Below are 15,699 nucleotides of genomic sequence, written 5' to 3'. Positions count from 1 at the left end.
AGGCGCGGCCGGTGTTCCTCCGGGCCGCTCCGCCTCTTTGCTTCATGCTGAGGGGGAATATTGACCCAATATATGGAATTAACCGCCGCTCTGCAATGGAAATGTCGGCTTTTGCCTATGGCATGCCGCGCTATTTTACGGCGCCAAACCGGGTGACCAGCACGATTTTTCCAATATGGCTCCGGGCTTCCATGAGCCGATGGGCGGCATGAGCCTCGGCCAGCGGGAAGGTCGCGACGGCCGGGCGGGCAAAGTCCGGCGCCGCCAGCGCTGGCAGCAGGTCGGCGCGGATGCGGGCGGCGATGGCGGCTTTGGTGCCCGGGCTCTGCGGGCGCAGCGTCGAGCCGGACAGCGTCAGTTGCTTGGCCATGATGGTGCGCAGCGACAGCTTGGCGCTGGCCCCGTCGAGGGTCGAAACTTGGATGATATGACCGCCCCGGGCCGCGGCGGCGATATTCTGTTCGGCCATGGCGCCGCCGATAATGTCGACGATGCGGTCGACGCCCTTGCCGTCGGTCAGCGCCAGCGCCCGGGCGGCAATATCTTCCTTGGTATAGTCGATGGTCGCGACGGCGCCGAGGCGGCGTGCGTAGTCAGCCTTGGCCGGGGAGGACACCACGGCAATGGCGCGCGCGCCGAGAATGGTGGCGATCTGGACAGTCGCGCCGCCAATGCCGCCGGCTGCGCCATGCACCAGCACGCTCATGCCCGGCTCCAGCCCGGCCCGCATCACCAGCGTCTGGGTGACGGTGAACCAGGTTTCTGGCAGGGCGGCGGCGTCGGTCAGCGTCCAGCCCTTGGGGACGGGCAGGGCCTGAGCCGCCGGCACCGCCACATATTCGGCATAGCCACCGCCATTGACCAGCGCCATCACCCTATCGCCCAGCTGCCAGCCGGCGACAGCGCTGCCCAGCGCGGCGATTTCGCCAGCCACTTCGAGGCCGGGCAATGGCGACGCGTCGGGCGGCGGATCGTAATGGCCGCGCCGTTGCGCCAGATCGGGGCCGTTGACCCCGGCGGCGGCGACTCGAATCAGGATTTCGTCAGCCCCACAGGCCGGTACGGGCCAGGTCTGCTGTTCGAGCCCTTCGGGACCACCGGCGCGGGCGATGGCGATGACATTCATTTCAGCGGGTAAACTCATGCCGCCATGCTCGCCGATGTGGATTTGCGCGGCAAGCCTTTGCCGCTAAGCTCGGCTTGAAAATCTGCCACAGGAGGCTGACCATGTTCGACGAAGAAATCAAAAAGCCTCAAGGCCATGAGGTGGGCATGGTCATCGATACCATGTCGGTGGAGGAACTGACCGAGCGGATCGGCCTGCTAGAAGCCGAGATTGCTCGGCTCAAGGCGGCCATCGAGGTGCGCGGGGCCACCCGCAAGGCCGCCGAATCGGCGTTCAAGTTCTAAGCGTGAAGTGCTCCCACGCTGGTGCGCGCCATTGTCGTCAACACAGTGCCAAGCGGCACGGTTAAGAAATCGACTCCTGTTAACGCTCAATTAATCTCTGCGCGGTAACCTAAATTTATTCAGAGTTTTCTGGATTTGGCAGAGCGATTTCTCCCTCTGTTTGACGCCTCCCTGTTAACTTCGAGAGCGGTTCCTACCGCTCTTTTTTCTTTTCAGGCGTCGGTTTGCCATCACATGGCCCTGTTCTTAAAGCTCTTTTCAGCTTGATCGGTCCAAACGGATGACGCTTGGCCCGATTGCGCCTAGCATGGCGACCTCAGAGGGAGCAGTTCGTGACCGATTTGAACGAGACTGGGTCGGCGATTGCCATCGGACCGCGCATTGTGGCGTCCGGCGGGTTCGACGTGCTCTATCGTGAGGGCATGGGGCTGATCGAGGCCGTGGCCTCCTATCTCGATGGCGAGGGCCGCGCCGATAGCCGTATCCTCAGCCGCGAAGCCTCATTCCTCTACGCCACGGAATCGATGCGTCTGACCACGCGCCTGATGCAGCTCGCCTCGTGGCTACTGCTGCAACGCGCCGTCAATGAAGGCGAAATCAGCAAGGAAAACGCCCGTTCCGAAAAGGAAAAGGTCAAGTTTTCCGCTACCCCATCGGAACGCGGCGGCCCCGGCTATGACCAGCTTCCCGAAATCCTGCGCACCTATATCGACAAGGGCGACCGCCTGTTCGACCGGGTGATGCAGTTCGATACGCTGGAGCGGGGCAAAATGCCCGATCTCGATCCCGGCATCGCCAATGGCATTGCCGACCAGTTGGCCCGCCTCAAGGCCGCCTTCGGCCGGGCTTAGGCCGTTCACCAGACATCCCTGACACACGATGCCGCCAGCGGAGCGATCTAAGGGCTGCCGGTCCAGACAACAAAAAACCCGGCACAAGGCCGGGTTTTTCGAATCTGATCAGAGGCTGGCTTAGATGCCTAGGCCCTTGAAGCGCTCCTTGAAGCGCGAAACACGGCCGCCGCGGTCCATCAGCTGGCCCGTACCGCCGGTCCAGGCCGGGTGGGTCTTGGGGTCGATGTCGAGCTGCAGCGTGTCGCCCGGCTTGCCATAGGTCGAGCGGGTCTCGTACTTGGTGCCGTCGGTCATCACCACGGTGATCGCGTGGTAGTCCGGATGGATATCTGCCTTCATCGGTGTCGCCTCAAATCAAACGGGCGCCGTAGCGCCCGGAGAGCATCTAAAATTGGGTGTTGCCGGCTTCATACAGAAACCCTGCCGCCTTCGCAAGGCCTTGTCCGCGAAACCACCGGGCGCGTCAATTTTGCACCGGACAAAGCGGTTGCCGCACTTCCGGGCAGTGCCTATATCCAAGCCTCAGCGCGGCCCGGAACCCATCGGACCCAGAAAAGCAGTGGCGTAACCGATGACAGACCAGGCGGTCCCGGCTCAGGCTGATCCTGAATCCATCATAACCACACCGGTGGTCAATGCCCGCAAGCTGCGGCCCTTGCGCAAGCTGGTGCCGTTCATGCTGCGCTATCCGGTGCGGCTGGCGCTGACCATTTTGTTCCTGCTGGTGTCGGCACTGTCCTCGCTGTCCATCCCCTATGTGATGGGCGGGGCGATCGACGAAGGCTTCCTGACGCAGAATCTGGCCAATGTGAGCCGCTATGGCTGGATGATCGTCGGTATCGCCGCTGTGATGGGCATCGCCAGCGGCGCACGCTTCTATTTCATCTCCAGCTTGGGCGAAAAGGTGCTGGCCGACCTGCGCGAAGCGGTCTTCACCCATCTGCTGGGCCTCGATACGCATTATTTCGACACCAACCGGGTCGGTGAACTCACCAGCCGGCTCAATGGCGACGTCAATGTCATCCGCTCGGCAGTGGGGTCGAGCTTTTCGCTGGCGCTGCGCTCGCTGGTGACCATCATCGGCGCGCTGGTGATGATGATGCTGACCAGTCCGGTACTGACCATTGCGGTGGCGGTGCTGGTGCCGTGCATTCTGTTTCCGCTGATCGCCTATTCGCGCCGCCTGCGTGGCATGTCGCGCAAGACCCAGGATGCGCTGGCCGACCTGTCGGCTATGTCCACAGAAATGCTGGGCGCAACGCGCACGCTCAAATCCTTCACCCAGGAAGCTGTGCAGTCGGCGATTTATGCCGGCCACAGCCGCGACAGCTATATGGCCGAACTGCGCCGGCTGCTGGCGCGCTCGGTGCTGGTCGGCATGGCGATTTTCCTGGGTACCGCCGCGATCGTGGTGCTGATCTGGTGGGGCGCTCGCGCCGTATTCGACGGCACGGTGACGGCGGGCGAGCTGACCCAGTTCATGATTTATGCGCTGATGGCGTCCGGCGCGCTGACCAATATCAGCGACGTGCTGGGCACCTTGCAGCAGGTGTCGGGCGCCACCGAGCGGCTGACCGAAATCCTCGATACCGAACCGACCATCAAGGATCCGGCCCAGCCCATAGCGCTGCCACAGCCGCCGCTGGGCACCGTGGCCTTCCAGCAGGTGGATTTTTCCTATGACGGCTCCGAGCCGGTGCTGCGCGGGCTCGATTTTACCGTCGCGCATGGCGAGACGGTGGCGCTGGTGGGGGCCTCGGGCTCGGGCAAGTCGACCACTTTGTCGCTGCTGCAACGCTTTTATGATGTGACCGACGGCGCCATTCTTGTGGATGGCATCGACATTCGGAAATTGCGGCTGACCGAGCTGCGGCAGCGTTTTGCCTATGTCGAGCAGGAGCCGACGATTTTCGCCGGCACCATCGCCGACAATATCCGCTTCGGTAAGCCCGAGGCGAGTGACGCCGAAGTCGAGGCCGCGTCTCGCGCCGCTCTGGTGCATGATTTCGTGGTCGACCTGCCGTTGGGCTATGCCTCGCTGGTCGGTGAGCGTGGGGTGATGCTGTCGGGCGGGCAGAAGCAGCGCCTCGCCATCGCGCGGGCCATTCTCAAGAACGCCCCGATTCTGTTGCTGGACGAAGCGACCAGTGCCCTCGACGCCAAGAGCGAGCAGTTGGTGCAGACGGCGCTGGAGCATCTGATGCAGGGGCGGACCACGCTGGTCATCGCCCACCGGCTGGCGACGATCCGCGATGCCGACAAGATTTTGGTGCTGGATGGCGGCCACATTATCGACCATGGTACCCATGACCAACTGGTCGCCAAGGGCGGGCGCTATGCCGAATTGGCGCGGCTGCAATTCCGGCTGGACGACGTCAGCTAGGCGGTGCCGCGTGAATTCACCTTTCGTCGCATAACCACAGGTCTAATCGAATTGACCAAAACCAAAGTCTAATCTCCGGGCAAATTATCCCCTCGAGGTCGGACCATGACGAAGTCGCTAAACGCCATTGCCCAAAAACTGATGGAGCCCGGCAAGGGCATCCTGGCCGCCGATGAATCGGAAGGCACTATCGCCAAGCGCTTTGCCAAGATCAATCTGCCCAATTCCCTCGATCTGCGCCGCGATTACCGCGAAATGCTGTTCCGCTCGACCGGCGCGATGACCAATTATATCTCCGGTGTCATTCTCACCGAGGAAACGCTGGAACAGTCTGCCGCTGATGGCACGGCGTTCCGCTCCATCCTGGCCGATGCCGACGTTATCCCCGGTATCAAGGTCGATCGCGGCGCCTTCCCCATGCCGGGCGAGAATGGCGAGAAAATCACCGAGGGCCTCGATGGCCTGCGCCAGCGACTGGCGCGTTACGCCGATCTGGGTGCCCGCTTCGCCAAGTGGCGCGCCGTGATCACCATCAATGACGTCGCCCCCACCCGCAACAATATCCGCGCCAATGCCCATGCGCTGGCCCGCTATGCCATCCTGTGCCAGGAGGCCGGCATCGTTCCCGTGGTCGAGCCCGAAGTGGTTGGCGATGGCGATCCGGGCAATCACTCGCTGGAGCGCTGCGCGGCGGTGACCGGCGACGTGCTGGAAAATACCTTCAAGGAACTGCGTCTGGCCGGTGTCGATCTGGGCGGCATGCTGCTCAAGCCGAACATGGTGCTGCCCGGCATCAACTCGCGCGACCGGCCCAGCGTCGAGGAAGTGGCTCGCCGCACCGTGGCGGTGCTGCGCGCCCATGTGCCGGCCGCCGTGCCGGGCATTGCCTTCCTGTCGGGTGGGCAGACCGATGAAGAGGCGACGGCGCATCTGTCGGCGATGAACCAGATTGGCGGCAAGCCCTGGCCGTTGACCTTCTCCTATGGCCGCGCGCTGCAGAATGTGGCGCTGCGCACCTGGGCTGGCCGTCGCGAGAATTTCCCGCAGGCCCAGGTGGCCTTCACCCATCGCGCCCACATGAATTCGCTGGCAGCGCTCGGCACCTGGAGCGGCGAGCAGGATCAGGCCGCCTAAAAACCCAAACGCCCCGACGTCTCCCAACGTCATGCGGATGCGCGCTCTCCCCGGAGGGCGCGCATTTTCTTTGCGCCTGTCGGGACCATCGCCTATTGGAGAACGTCCTCTTTGTCGCCAAAATGGGCGGTCAAGAAGCCCTTCCGTATTGAGTACTGTCATGGCGCCCCAGCTTTATCTGATCACCCCTGCCAATCCCGACCTGCCCAGCCTGATGGCCGTGCTGAGTGCTGCCGAATTTTCGGCGCTGCTGGTGGCGCGCGGGACGCAAGATGCTGCGGCCTATGCGAAATCTGCCGAAGCCATCGTCAATATCGGCCAGGGCGCGGGCTGCGCCGTGCTGCTGGAGGACGATGCGGCGCTGGCGCGACGGCTCGGCGCCGACGGGGTTCACGTCACCGGCGGCCCGGCTGCAATCAAGGCGGCCATTGCCGCCATCAAGCCAGCAATGATCGTTGGTGCTGGAAATCTGGCGTCGCGCCATGACGCCATGACGGCGGGTGAAATGGACATTGATTACGTGTTTTTCGGCCCGGGTGACGATGCCGCCGAGCTGGCGCAGTGGTGGGCGGAAACCTTTGAAATCCCTGCGGTATTGAGCCTGCCTGCGGCGGCGCCCGAGGCCGCCGACGCGCATGGCGCCGAGTTTGTGGCGCTGTCGGATAGCCTGTGGGCCGCCCCGGCACCGGCCGAAATGGCGCAAGCACTCGCTGCCAGCATGCTGGGGGAAAGCTGATGCTTCGCTTGCTGTTTGCTGCCCTTTTCGCGCTGACTCCGCTCGCCGCCGCAGCGCAGGAAGAAAATCCGCCGAATCCGGCCAATCCGGCCGACGCCATCTCCGACGAAATTTTCGGGCCACGGGTGCCGGTCGACGAAGCTTTCGGCGCGTTCCAGCGCGGCTATTTTCTGACGGCGCTGGGCTATGCCCTGCCGCGCGCCGAACAGGGCGATGCAGCGGCCCAGACCTTGATCGCCGAACTCTATTCCAAGGGGCTGGGCGTTGGGCAGAATGATCAGCGCGCGGCCGGCTGGTATCAGCTCGCCGCCAATAATGGCGATCGGCTGGCGGTCTTTGCGCTGGCGCTGGCCTATCAGGACGGCATTGGCGTGCCCAAGAACCGCGCCCGGGCTGCCGACCTGTTCAGCCAGGCGGCGGAGGCGGGTTATGTGCCGGCCAAATACAATATGGCGCTGCTGCATGTCGAAGGCGTCTATGCTTCGCCGAGCCTCGTGACGGCCGCGACGCTGATGAAGGAAGCGGCCGACGCCGAGCTGCCCGAGGCGCAATATGATTATGGCTCGATGCTGACCGAAGGGGCCGGCGTCGCCCCCAATCCGACTGAGGCGGCCCGCTATATCGGGCTGGCGGCGGAGCAGAACCTGCCGGCGGCGCAGATCGACTACGCCACCCTGCTCTATCTGGGGCAGGGTATCGACAAGGACGTGGCCAAAGCGGCGATGTGGTATAGCCGCGCCGCCGAAACCGGCAATGCCGTGGCGCAGAACCGCTATGCCAAATTGCTGGCGGTGGGCGAGGGCGTGGCGCTGAATCTGGAAGACGCCGCGATGTGGCGGGCCTTGGCGCGGCGGCAGGGGCTCAGCGATCCCTCGCTCGACCGGCTGCTGGTGTCGATCCCCGAGGGGGAACTGGCCAGCGCCGAGGAACGCGCCCGCTTCTGGCCATCGACGCCGCCCAGCATCGAAACCGTGCTGGAAATTCCGACCACCGGAGCGTCCGACGACGATGCTACGCTGCCGACCCCGGTCGATGCCGGCGAGGAGCCTTCCAGCGCCGCGCCGCAAGACCCTTGAAACCAAGGGGTTTCTGAGGCAGAAAGTCGCCACACGATTTTGCGCGGCTAGGGTCTTCAGTTTCGAACCTTATGGTGAGCTTGTCGAGCCACGCGGTTGGGCGGCATTGCGCCCTACCGCGTCCTTCGACGGCCGCAGCCGCGACCAACGCAAGCGAGCATCTATGGCCAAGATCAACGGCAACGAAATCCGCCCCGGCAATGTCGTCAACCACCAGGATCGCCTGTGGGTGGCGGTCAAGGTCGACCACGTCAAGCCGGGCAAGGGCGGCGCCTATGCCCAGGTCGAACTCAAGGCCATTCTGGGCGGCACCAAGCTCAATGAGCGGTTCCGTTCGGCCGAGACGGTGGAAACCGTCGAACTCGAATTCCGCGATTTCACCTATCTCTATGAGCAGGGCGATAATCTGGTGTTCATGGATCAGCAAAGCTATGAGCAGGTCGAACTGGCCAAGGATTTTGTCGGCGAGCGCGCCGCGTTCCTGCAGGACGGCATGAAGATCACCCTCGAAATGCACGAGGATACGCCGCTGGGCATCCGCTTCCCGGCCAACGTCATTGTCGAAGTCATGGAGGTCGATCCGGTGCAGAAGGGTCAGAGCGTGTCGAGCCAGTTCAAGCCGGCGATCCTGGCCAATGGGTTGCGGGTCATGGTGCCGCCCTTCATTGCCGTGGGCGAACGCATCGTGGTCGACACCACCGAAGCCACCTATATGCGCCGGGCGGACTAAGACATGGCACGCTCAGCAATCCTCAACGTCATGGTCAATGCCGCCATCAAGGCCGGCCGTTCGCTGACCAAGGACTTCAACGAAGTCGAAAACCTGCAGGTCTCGCGCAAGGGGCCGGCCGATTTCGTCTCCAAGGCCGATCTGCGCGCCGAACAGATCGTCTATGACGAGTTGCTCAAGGCCCGTCCCACCTATGCCTTCCTGATGGAAGAGGGTGGCGAAGTGGCCGGCACCGATGGCCAGCACCGCTGGATCATCGATCCGCTCGATGGCACCACCAATTTCCTGCACTCGATCCCGCTGTTTGCGGTCGCCATTGCGCTGGAACGCGCCAATGAGATCGTCGCCGCAGTGATCTACAATCCGGTGCTCGACGAACTCTACACCGCCGAAAAGGGCGGCGGCACCTGGCTCAATGACCGCAAGCGCCTGCGCATTGCCGGCCGCAAGTCGCTGGCCGATGCGGTGATCTGCACCGGCATCAAGACCCAGGGCACGGCCAATGACAGCCTGCAGCTGCGCCAGCTGGCCCATATCAATCCTGCCGTCGCCGGCATCCGCCGCTCCGGCTCGATCGCGATGGATCTGGCCTGGCTGGCCGGCGGCCGCTACGACGCCGTCTGGGAAGCCGGGTTGTCGCCGTGGGACGTGGCGCCCGGCCTGCTGATGGTCAAGGAAGCCGGCGGCTTCGTCACCGACTTCGCCGGCAGCTCCGGTTCGGTATGGAATGGCCAGGTCGTGGCCGGCAATGAAACGCTGCAGGCGGCGTTGTTGAAGCAGCTCAAGGGCATTCAGTAAGGCGCTGGTTCTCAACCACCGCAATTACCCCACCCACCGTGTCACCCCGGCCTTGAGCCGGGGCCCATCCTCCGATGGGTGGGCGCGGTGGCATCTCAGGATGGGTCCCGGCTCAAGGCCGGGATGACATCGAGTTTGGGTGAAATCGAGGTTCGGGGAATGCTGGTGATCGTCACTGCTCCGGTGGCATCGTGCCGGTGATGTCCCACCACAGATCGCGCCAATCCGGATTCTGCGCTTCGATCAGTTGATCTTTCCATGGTCGGAGCCATTTTTTCAGGCGCTTTTCGTGGAGGATCGCGGCTTCGATGTCGCCGTGGGGGGCGAACCACACCAGCTGTTTGCAGCCATGTTCCTTGGTGAAGCCGTCGACCACGCCTTCGCGATGCTCGTGGACGCGCCGGATCAGATCATTGGTGACGCCGACATAGATCGTGCCATGCCGTCGGTTGGCGACGATGTAGACGAAATAGCTCTGCCCCATTGGTGAAGCGAAGCACTTGTTTGGCTTTGTGTCATCCCCCACGCAATGTCATCCACCCACCGTGATGGGTGGGCGCGGTGGGATCTCAGGAAGGGTCCCGGCTCAAGGCCGGGATGACATCGAGTTTGGGGCCGTGTCGGTGAGAGTGATGGTTTCGCACCCAGCCCCCATCCGTTAACCTTTGTCATTGTCACGCCCAACCGTGCTGACTACTCTGCCCACGCAGTGATTTGCGCGTGTGGGGCAAGGTACAGACTGATGACGCAAGGCTACGATCCCTACCACCTCGCCAGTCCGACGGTTTACCTGGTCAAGATCGTCATCTTCCTGGTGCTGGTCGCGCTGGTGGCGGCGATCCTGTTCACCACTATCGTCACGTTTTTCTGGGCCAATCCGTTCATCAACTCGATGATCTTCTTCGCCCTGTTTGTCGGTATTTTCCTCAGTTTCCGCCAGGTCATCCGGCTGTTTCCCGAGGTGAAGTGGGTCAATTCCCTGCAGGACGGCACCAGCACCAATGTGCGGCCACCGATCCTGCTGGCGCCAGTCGCCGGCATTCTGCGCGAGCGCATCGGCGAAGCCGTCATTACCCCTTCTTCGATGCGGTCGATTTTGGACAGCGTCGGCAACCGGCTCGATGAAGCCAAGGACACCTCGCGGTACCTCACCGGGCTGTTGGTGTTTCTGGGCCTGATGGGCACGTTTTACGGCTTGCTGGAAACCGTCACCAGCGTGGCCGGGGTGATCAATGCGCTCGATGTCAGCAATGGCGACAGCGCTTCGCAATTCGCCAGCCTGCGCGAAGGGCTGAGTGCGCCGCTGGCCGGCATGGGCACAGCGTTTTCGTCCTCGCTGTTCGGTCTGGCCGGATCGCTGGTGCTGGGCTTTCTCGATTTGCAGACCAGCCAGGCGCAGAATGCGTTTTATACCGATCTCGAAGACTGGATGACCTCGATGACCGAGCTGGATCATCCGGTCAGCGCCATGCAGGCCAATGCCGGGGGTCCTGAAATGCAGGCCATGTTCGACAAGCTCGGCGACAGCATGCAGAACCAGAATTCGAGCCAGAACGCCATTCGCGCCATGGCCGAGCTGGCGCGCGGTATTGACGGGCTGGTCAAGCATATCCGCGTCGAGCAGGACGATCTGCGCGCCCATATCACCGAGCAGGGCGAGACCAACCGCAAACTGCGCGAGCTGATCGACGCGGTGCTGTCGCAGGCCGACACCGAGCGGCGGAACTGATCCATGGCCGGAGCCCGTAGCCGCAGGCGGCAGGAGGCCAATTACTGGCCGGGGTTCGTCGACGCGCTGTCGAGCCTGCTGCTCGTCATCATTTTCATGCTCAGCCTGTTCATGCTGACGCAGTTTTTCCTGGGCCAGGAATTGCAGGGCCGCGACACGGCTTTGTCACGGCTCAACAGCCAGATTGCCGAGCTGACCGACCTGCTGCAGCTGGAACGAGCCAATTCGGACGATCTGACCACGCAGATTGCCACGCTGACCGCCACTTTGGGCAGCGCGCAGGCGGATAATGTGAGCCTCTCCAGTCAGCTGGCCGGGATTGGCGCGGGCATTGGCGACAAGGATGCGGCGATTGCCGGGTTGCAGGATGATCTACTGAGCGCGCAGGAGCTTTCCGACGAGGCCAATGCGCAGGTGGCGCTGCTCAACCAGCAGCTGGCGGCTCTGCGCACCCAGATCGGGGCGCTGGAGGCGGCGCTGGAAGCCTCGGAAAGCCGCGATACCGAATCGCGGACCCAGATTGCCGATCTGGGCAAACGGCTCAATCTGGCGCTGGCGCAGCGAGTGCAGGATCTGTCCCGTTATCGCTCCGATTTCTTCGGACGGTTGCGGCAGATACTGGAAGGCCGCGCCGATGTGCGGGTGGTCGGGGACCGCTTCGTGTTCCAGTCCGAAGTGCTGTTTGCGGCCGGGCAGGCCGATATCTCGCTCGAGGGCACGCCCGATCTCGATGCACTGGCCGACGCGATCCTGCAGCTGGAGCAGGAAATTCCGCCCGATATCAACTGGGTGCTGCGCATTGACGGGCACACCGATATTCGGCCGATTTCCAATGCCCGCTTCCCGTCGAACTGGGAGCTGTCGGCGGCACGGGCGATTTCGGTGGCGCGCTATCTGGTGAGCAAGGGCGTGTCGCCCAACCGGTTGGTGGCAGCGGGCTTTGGCGAGTTTACGCCGCTCGATCCGGCGGAGAATGAGGATGCCTATCGGCGGAATCGAAGGATCGAATTCAAGCTGACGGAGGGGTGAGGACTGCCTGCTCCTGCGGGTGGGGAGAGATTGGTCCCCTCACCCTAACCCTCTCCCCGAAGGGGCGAGGGGACTGCATCGTGAATGGGGCGAGATGTGTGTCCGACACCAGCTTGATCCCCTCGCCCCTTCGGGGAGAGGGCTAGGGTGAGGGGACACAGGCTGGGGTAACCCCAGACTACTTCTTTAGCGCATCAACCCCCGGCAAAGGCTTGCCTTCCATCCATTCCAGGAACGCGCCGCCGGCGGTGGAGACGTAGGTGAAGGCGTCCTTGACGCCGGCATGGGCGAGCGCCGCGACGGTGTCGCCGCCACCGGCGACCGAGACCAGCTTGCCGTCATGGGTGCGCTTGGCGACGTGCTTGGCGATGGCGACGGTGCCGGCATCGAAGGGGTTCATTTCGAAGGCGCCCATCGGGCCGTTCCACACCACGGTATTGGCATCGTCGATGGCGGCGATGATGCGCTCGATCGAGGACGGGCCGATATCGAGAATCATGCCGTCATTGTCGATGGCGTCGACGCCGTAGAGGCGGGTCGGGGTGTCGGCCTTGAAGTGCCAGGCGACCACCGCGTCGATCGGCAGGATGATGGCGCAGCCGCTATCGACGGCCTTGTCCATGATGCGCAGAGCGGTTTCCGCCAGGTCTTTTTCGGCCAGCGACTTGCCGACGCCATGGCCCTGGGCGTGGAGGAACGTATTGGCCATACCGCCGCCGATCACCAGGGCATCGACCTTGGCGACGAGGTTTTCCAGCAGATCGATCTTGGAGGAGACCTTGGCGCCGCCGACCACGGCGATCACCGGCTTTTTCGGCTGGCCGAGACCAGCTTGCAGCGCTTCGAGCTCGGCCTGCATGGCGAGGCCCGCGGCAGCGGGCAGCAGATGGGCCAGCGCGGCGGTGGAGGCGTGGGCGCGGTGAGCGGCGGAGAAGGCGTCGTTGACATAGACGTCGCCGAGGCTGGCCATGCGCCTGGCCAGTTCGAGATCGTTGGCTTCCTCGCCGGGGTGGAAGCGGGTGTTTTCCATGATCAGCACCGAGCCGGCGGGGGCCGAGTCGATGGCCGCCTGCGCGGCGGTCATGTCGGTCCAGTCGGTGGCGACAAAGCCGACCGGATGGCCGGTTGCATTGGCCACGGCGGCGCAGACCTGCTCCAGCGAAAATTCGGGATCGACCTTGCCCTTGGGACGGCCGAAATGGCTCAGCAGGATGGCCTTGCCGTCATGCTTGACGATTTCGCGGATGGTGGGCACCAGCCGCTCGATGCGGGTGGCGTCGGTGACCTTGCCGTCGGCGACCGGGACGTTGAGGTCGGCCCGCAGCAATACGCGCTTGTTGTTGAGGTCGAGTTCGTCGAGGGTCTTGAAGGTCGCGGACATGGCGGGCTCCCGGGGGCTAGATCGTCGCTGGTGGCGTAGCAGAGCCGAGAGAGGCGGGGAAGGGGGGCTCAGTCAGCGCGGGTGAACAATCCGGGGTAGTTGAGGACAAGCTCATCGGCGTCGATCTCCAGCAGGGCCTCGAAATCGGCGGACTGGAAGCGGAAATGGGTGGCATCGCGCTGGGTGTAAAGCTGCTCGCTGCGGCGCAGGCTCATATCGTCGGCATTGATCCACACCATGGCGAAGCGCTGCGGCACGTCGGTGGTCCATTGGCAGCGCCAGATGGGCAGCGAATTGGTCAGCGGCGTGGGCCAGATATCGAGGTCGATGCAGCCGCGCAGCGCCGCCAGCGGCTCGGCGCGGTCGTCGGACCAATTGCCGGCACCGTCGGAAAACAGCTCCAGCACCGTGCCATCCGTGCGCTCCAGCCGCGCAGTGCGGATATGCCCGGCCTCGTCGAGCTTGAGGCGATAGGCGAGGCCATAATCGGGGGTGATGAGGGTCGAGCGGATGCGGGTATCGCGGGCGGTGGCGATGATGTGGCAATGCTCAAGGCTGGCAGGCGCAAGGCCGCGCCAGCGGACGGAACGGTCAAGGCTCATCGGCGGCACCGTGGGGTTTTGGCGCCAGATTAGAAGCGGATGCGGCGCGCTGGCAACCGCTCAGGCGGGGCGGACCGGCTGGCGCAGGATGGTCTTGAGCTTGGCTGGGGCGGTCTTGCGCGGGTCGTTGAGATAGATTTCGTGGTGGTGGCCATTGGGCACGAGCTGGCGACCGGGGATTTCCACCTGGTGCAGATGTTCGAGGGCGGGGCCTTCCTCGTCATAGCTGCCCAGATGCAGGATTTGCAGGGCGCGGCCTTCGGCATAGGGTTCGAGGCGCAGGTTGGCGGGGGCGTCGCCCAGCTTTTCGGCGGCTTTTTCGAGCGCGGTGTCATACATGGCGCGGGTGAGGAAATCGGGGGCCATGATCATCATGGTCCAGTGCCAATTGGCCTTGTTGCGGGTGATGAAGTCATTGGGATCGTCTGCCCACCACAACCCCTCCAGCGGCGGGACGAAATAGTCCTGGCCGAGGTCCTTGGAGGCGAACTTCATGGCGTAGCTGACGCTGTAGAGCCATTCGACGGCACTGCGGTAGCTGGGCGCGGTGTTGGGGTCGCCCTGGCCGTCGACCATGACGAAATTCATGGTGGGGACATCGACGAAAACGAAGTCGCGGGGGCCGGGCTGATAGAGCTGTTTCAGCTCGGCGCGGAAGTCGATCTTGTCGTCCATGGGGGGCTCCGAACTCACCCACCCTCGATGTCATCCCGGCCTTGAGCCAGGATCCAGCTTGAGATCTCAGGATGGGCCCCGGCTCAAGGCCGAGGTGACACGGTGGGTGGGTGACATAGCGCCACCCACACCGAGTTGGCTAGCCTAGAGCGTCTTGCCCATGGCGACGGCGGTGTCGGACATGCGGTTGGAGAAGCCCCATTCGTTGTCGTACCAGGTCAGGATCGAGACGAAATTGCCGCCCATCACCTTGGTCTGGTCCAGCGCCATGGTCGAGGAATGCGGATCGCCATTGAAGTCGATCGAGACCAGCGGCTGGGTGGTGTAGCCGAGGATGTTCTTCAGCTCGCCATCGGCATATTTGCGGATCGCGGCGTTGATTTCGTCGGCAGTCACATCGCGCTTGGTGATGAACTTGAAATCGACGCAGGAAACGTTGGGGGTCGGCACGCGGATCGAAATGCCGTCGAGCTTGCCCTTGAGCTCGGGCAGCACCAGGCCGATGGCCTTGGCAGCGCCGGTCGAGGTCGGGATCTGGCTCAGGGCCGCAGCGCGACCGCGATAGAGATCCTTGTGCATGGTGTCGAGGGTCGGCTGGTCGCCGGTATAGGAATGGATGGTGGTCATCATTCCGTGCTCGATGCCGAATTCCTTGTGCATCACAAAGGCTACGGGTGCGAGGCAATTGGTGGTGCAGGAAGCGTTGGAGACCACGATGTGGTCCTGGTTCAGCAACTGGTGGTTGATGCCATAGACCACGGTCAGGTCGGCGCCTTCGCCCGGAGCCGAGATCAGCACCTTCTTGGCGCCGGCGCGCAGGTGAGCGCTGGCCTTTTCCTTGGAGGCAAAGATGCCGGTGCATTCGAGCGCGATATCGACGCCCATGGCCGCATGCGGCAGCTCGGCCGGATCGCGGACGGCGGTCACCTTGATCGGGCCACGACCCACGTCAATGGTGTCGCCATCGACCGTCACCGTGCCGGGGAAGCGTCCATGGACGCTATCGAAGCGGAACAGGTGAGCATTGGTTTCGACCGGGCCGAGATCGTTGATCGCCACCACTTCGATATCGGTGCGACCCGACTCGATGATGGCGCGCAGGATGTTGCGACCGATGCGGCCAAAGCCATTGATGGCGACACGAATTGCCATAGAGGATGCT

At 63.4% G+C, this 15,699-nt stretch carries 17 protein-coding genes; 10 read left to right on the top strand and 7 right to left on the bottom strand.

Annotated elements, in window-relative coordinates:
* Nucleotides 1-130: 130 nt before the first annotated feature.
* Nucleotides 131-1,144, bottom strand: a complete 1,014-nt coding sequence (locus tag ACX3OZ_RS14865) for an NAD(P)H-quinone oxidoreductase (RefSeq protein ID WP_459104782.1) — start codon at nucleotides 1,142-1,144, stop codon at nucleotides 131-133.
* Nucleotides 1,145-1,227: 83 nt separating this feature from the next.
* Between ACX3OZ_RS14865 and ACX3OZ_RS14860 the strand changes: the two genes are divergently transcribed.
* Both ACX3OZ_RS14860 and rcdA read left to right on the top strand, forming a co-directional pair.
* Nucleotides 1,228-1,410 carry a DUF1192 domain-containing protein gene (locus ACX3OZ_RS14860; protein ID WP_459095627.1) on the top strand — a complete coding sequence of 61 codons (183 nt, stop codon included), beginning with the start codon at nucleotides 1,228-1,230 and terminating at the stop codon, nucleotides 1,408-1,410.
* Between the two features lie 332 nt (nucleotides 1,411-1,742).
* Nucleotides 1,743-2,261 carry a protease adaptor protein RcdA gene (gene rcdA, locus ACX3OZ_RS14855; RefSeq protein WP_459095628.1) on the top strand — a complete coding sequence of 173 codons (519 nt, stop codon included), beginning with the start codon at nucleotides 1,743-1,745 and terminating at the stop codon, nucleotides 2,259-2,261.
* A gap of 120 nt (nucleotides 2,262-2,381) precedes the next feature.
* On the opposite strand, the gene rpmE is transcribed toward rcdA, so the two are convergent.
* A complete protein-coding gene (gene rpmE / locus ACX3OZ_RS14850; RefSeq protein WP_459095629.1) occupies nucleotides 2,382-2,603 on the bottom strand; it encodes a 50S ribosomal protein L31 in 222 nt (73 codons plus the stop codon).
* A 232-nt stretch (nucleotides 2,604-2,835) separates the two neighbouring features.
* Here rpmE and ACX3OZ_RS14845 point away from each other — a divergent pair, with 232 nt between their 5' ends.
* From ACX3OZ_RS14845 to ACX3OZ_RS14820, 6 genes are all read left to right on the top strand, one after another.
* Entirely contained in the window at nucleotides 2,836-4,647 is a 1,812-nt protein-coding gene (locus tag ACX3OZ_RS14845) for an ABC transporter transmembrane domain-containing protein (protein ID WP_459095630.1), read from the top strand.
* A gap of 105 nt (nucleotides 4,648-4,752) precedes the next feature.
* The gene (locus ACX3OZ_RS14840) at nucleotides 4,753-5,781 is read left to right on the top strand and encodes a class I fructose-bisphosphate aldolase (RefSeq protein ID WP_459095631.1); all 1,029 of its coding nucleotides are present in this window, start codon (nucleotides 4,753-4,755) and stop codon (nucleotides 5,779-5,781) included.
* Nucleotides 5,782-5,941: 160 nt separating this feature from the next.
* Nucleotides 5,942-6,517, top strand: a complete 576-nt coding sequence (locus tag ACX3OZ_RS14835) for a thiamine phosphate synthase (protein WP_459095632.1) — start codon at nucleotides 5,942-5,944, stop codon at nucleotides 6,515-6,517.
* Complete coding sequence (locus ACX3OZ_RS14830) at nucleotides 6,517-7,593, top strand: tetratricopeptide repeat protein (RefSeq protein WP_459104781.1); 1,077 nt, start codon at nucleotides 6,517-6,519, stop codon at nucleotides 7,591-7,593. The genes ACX3OZ_RS14835 and ACX3OZ_RS14830 overlap by 1 nt, the downstream gene beginning before the upstream one ends.
* A gap of 163 nt (nucleotides 7,594-7,756) precedes the next feature.
* Nucleotides 7,757-8,323: an elongation factor P gene (efp, locus tag ACX3OZ_RS14825; protein ID WP_459095634.1), complete on the top strand. Its 567-nt coding sequence runs from the start codon at nucleotides 7,757-7,759 to the stop codon at nucleotides 8,321-8,323.
* Between the two features lie 3 nt (nucleotides 8,324-8,326).
* A complete protein-coding gene (locus tag ACX3OZ_RS14820) occupies nucleotides 8,327-9,121 on the top strand; it encodes an inositol monophosphatase family protein (RefSeq protein ID WP_459104780.1) in 795 nt (264 codons plus the stop codon).
* Nucleotides 9,122-9,293: 172 nt separating this feature from the next.
* Here ACX3OZ_RS14820 and ACX3OZ_RS14815 read toward each other — a convergent pair whose 3' ends face one another.
* Nucleotides 9,294-9,605 (bottom strand): GIY-YIG nuclease family protein, encoded by a 312-nt coding sequence (locus ACX3OZ_RS14815; protein WP_459104779.1) that lies wholly within the window; start codon nucleotides 9,603-9,605, stop codon nucleotides 9,294-9,296.
* A 258-nt stretch (nucleotides 9,606-9,863) separates the two neighbouring features.
* Between ACX3OZ_RS14815 and ACX3OZ_RS14810 the strand changes: the two genes are divergently transcribed.
* Entirely contained in the window at nucleotides 9,864-10,850 is a 987-nt protein-coding gene (locus ACX3OZ_RS14810; RefSeq protein ID WP_459095637.1) for a flagellar motor protein MotA, read from the top strand.
* A 3-nt stretch (nucleotides 10,851-10,853) separates the two neighbouring features.
* The gene (locus ACX3OZ_RS14805; protein WP_459095638.1) at nucleotides 10,854-11,879 is read left to right on the top strand and encodes a peptidoglycan -binding protein; all 1,026 of its coding nucleotides are present in this window, start codon (nucleotides 10,854-10,856) and stop codon (nucleotides 11,877-11,879) included.
* A gap of 178 nt (nucleotides 11,880-12,057) precedes the next feature.
* Here ACX3OZ_RS14805 and ACX3OZ_RS14800 read toward each other — a convergent pair whose 3' ends face one another.
* The 4 genes from ACX3OZ_RS14800 to gap all read right to left on the bottom strand — a co-directional run bounded on the left by ACX3OZ_RS14800 (nucleotide 12,058) and on the right by gap (nucleotide 15,689).
* Entirely contained in the window at nucleotides 12,058-13,260 is a 1,203-nt protein-coding gene (locus ACX3OZ_RS14800) for a phosphoglycerate kinase (RefSeq protein ID WP_459104778.1), read from the bottom strand.
* A 68-nt stretch (nucleotides 13,261-13,328) separates the two neighbouring features.
* Nucleotides 13,329-13,862 carry a putative glycolipid-binding domain-containing protein gene (locus tag ACX3OZ_RS14795; protein WP_459104777.1) on the bottom strand — a complete coding sequence of 178 codons (534 nt, stop codon included), beginning with the start codon at nucleotides 13,860-13,862 and terminating at the stop codon, nucleotides 13,329-13,331.
* Between the two features lie 60 nt (nucleotides 13,863-13,922).
* Nucleotides 13,923-14,537: a GyrI-like domain-containing protein gene (locus tag ACX3OZ_RS14790; protein WP_459104776.1), complete on the bottom strand. Its 615-nt coding sequence runs from the start codon at nucleotides 14,535-14,537 to the stop codon at nucleotides 13,923-13,925.
* Nucleotides 14,538-14,681: 144 nt separating this feature from the next.
* Complete coding sequence (gene gap, locus ACX3OZ_RS14785; protein ID WP_459095642.1) at nucleotides 14,682-15,689, bottom strand: type I glyceraldehyde-3-phosphate dehydrogenase; 1,008 nt, start codon at nucleotides 15,687-15,689, stop codon at nucleotides 14,682-14,684.
* Nucleotides 15,690-15,699: the final 10 nt, after the last annotated feature.

This window comes from Devosia sp. A369, assembly GCF_054489345.1.
Note: the sequence above shows the minus strand (reverse complement) of the source record. Positions and strands in the feature narration are given on the sequence as shown.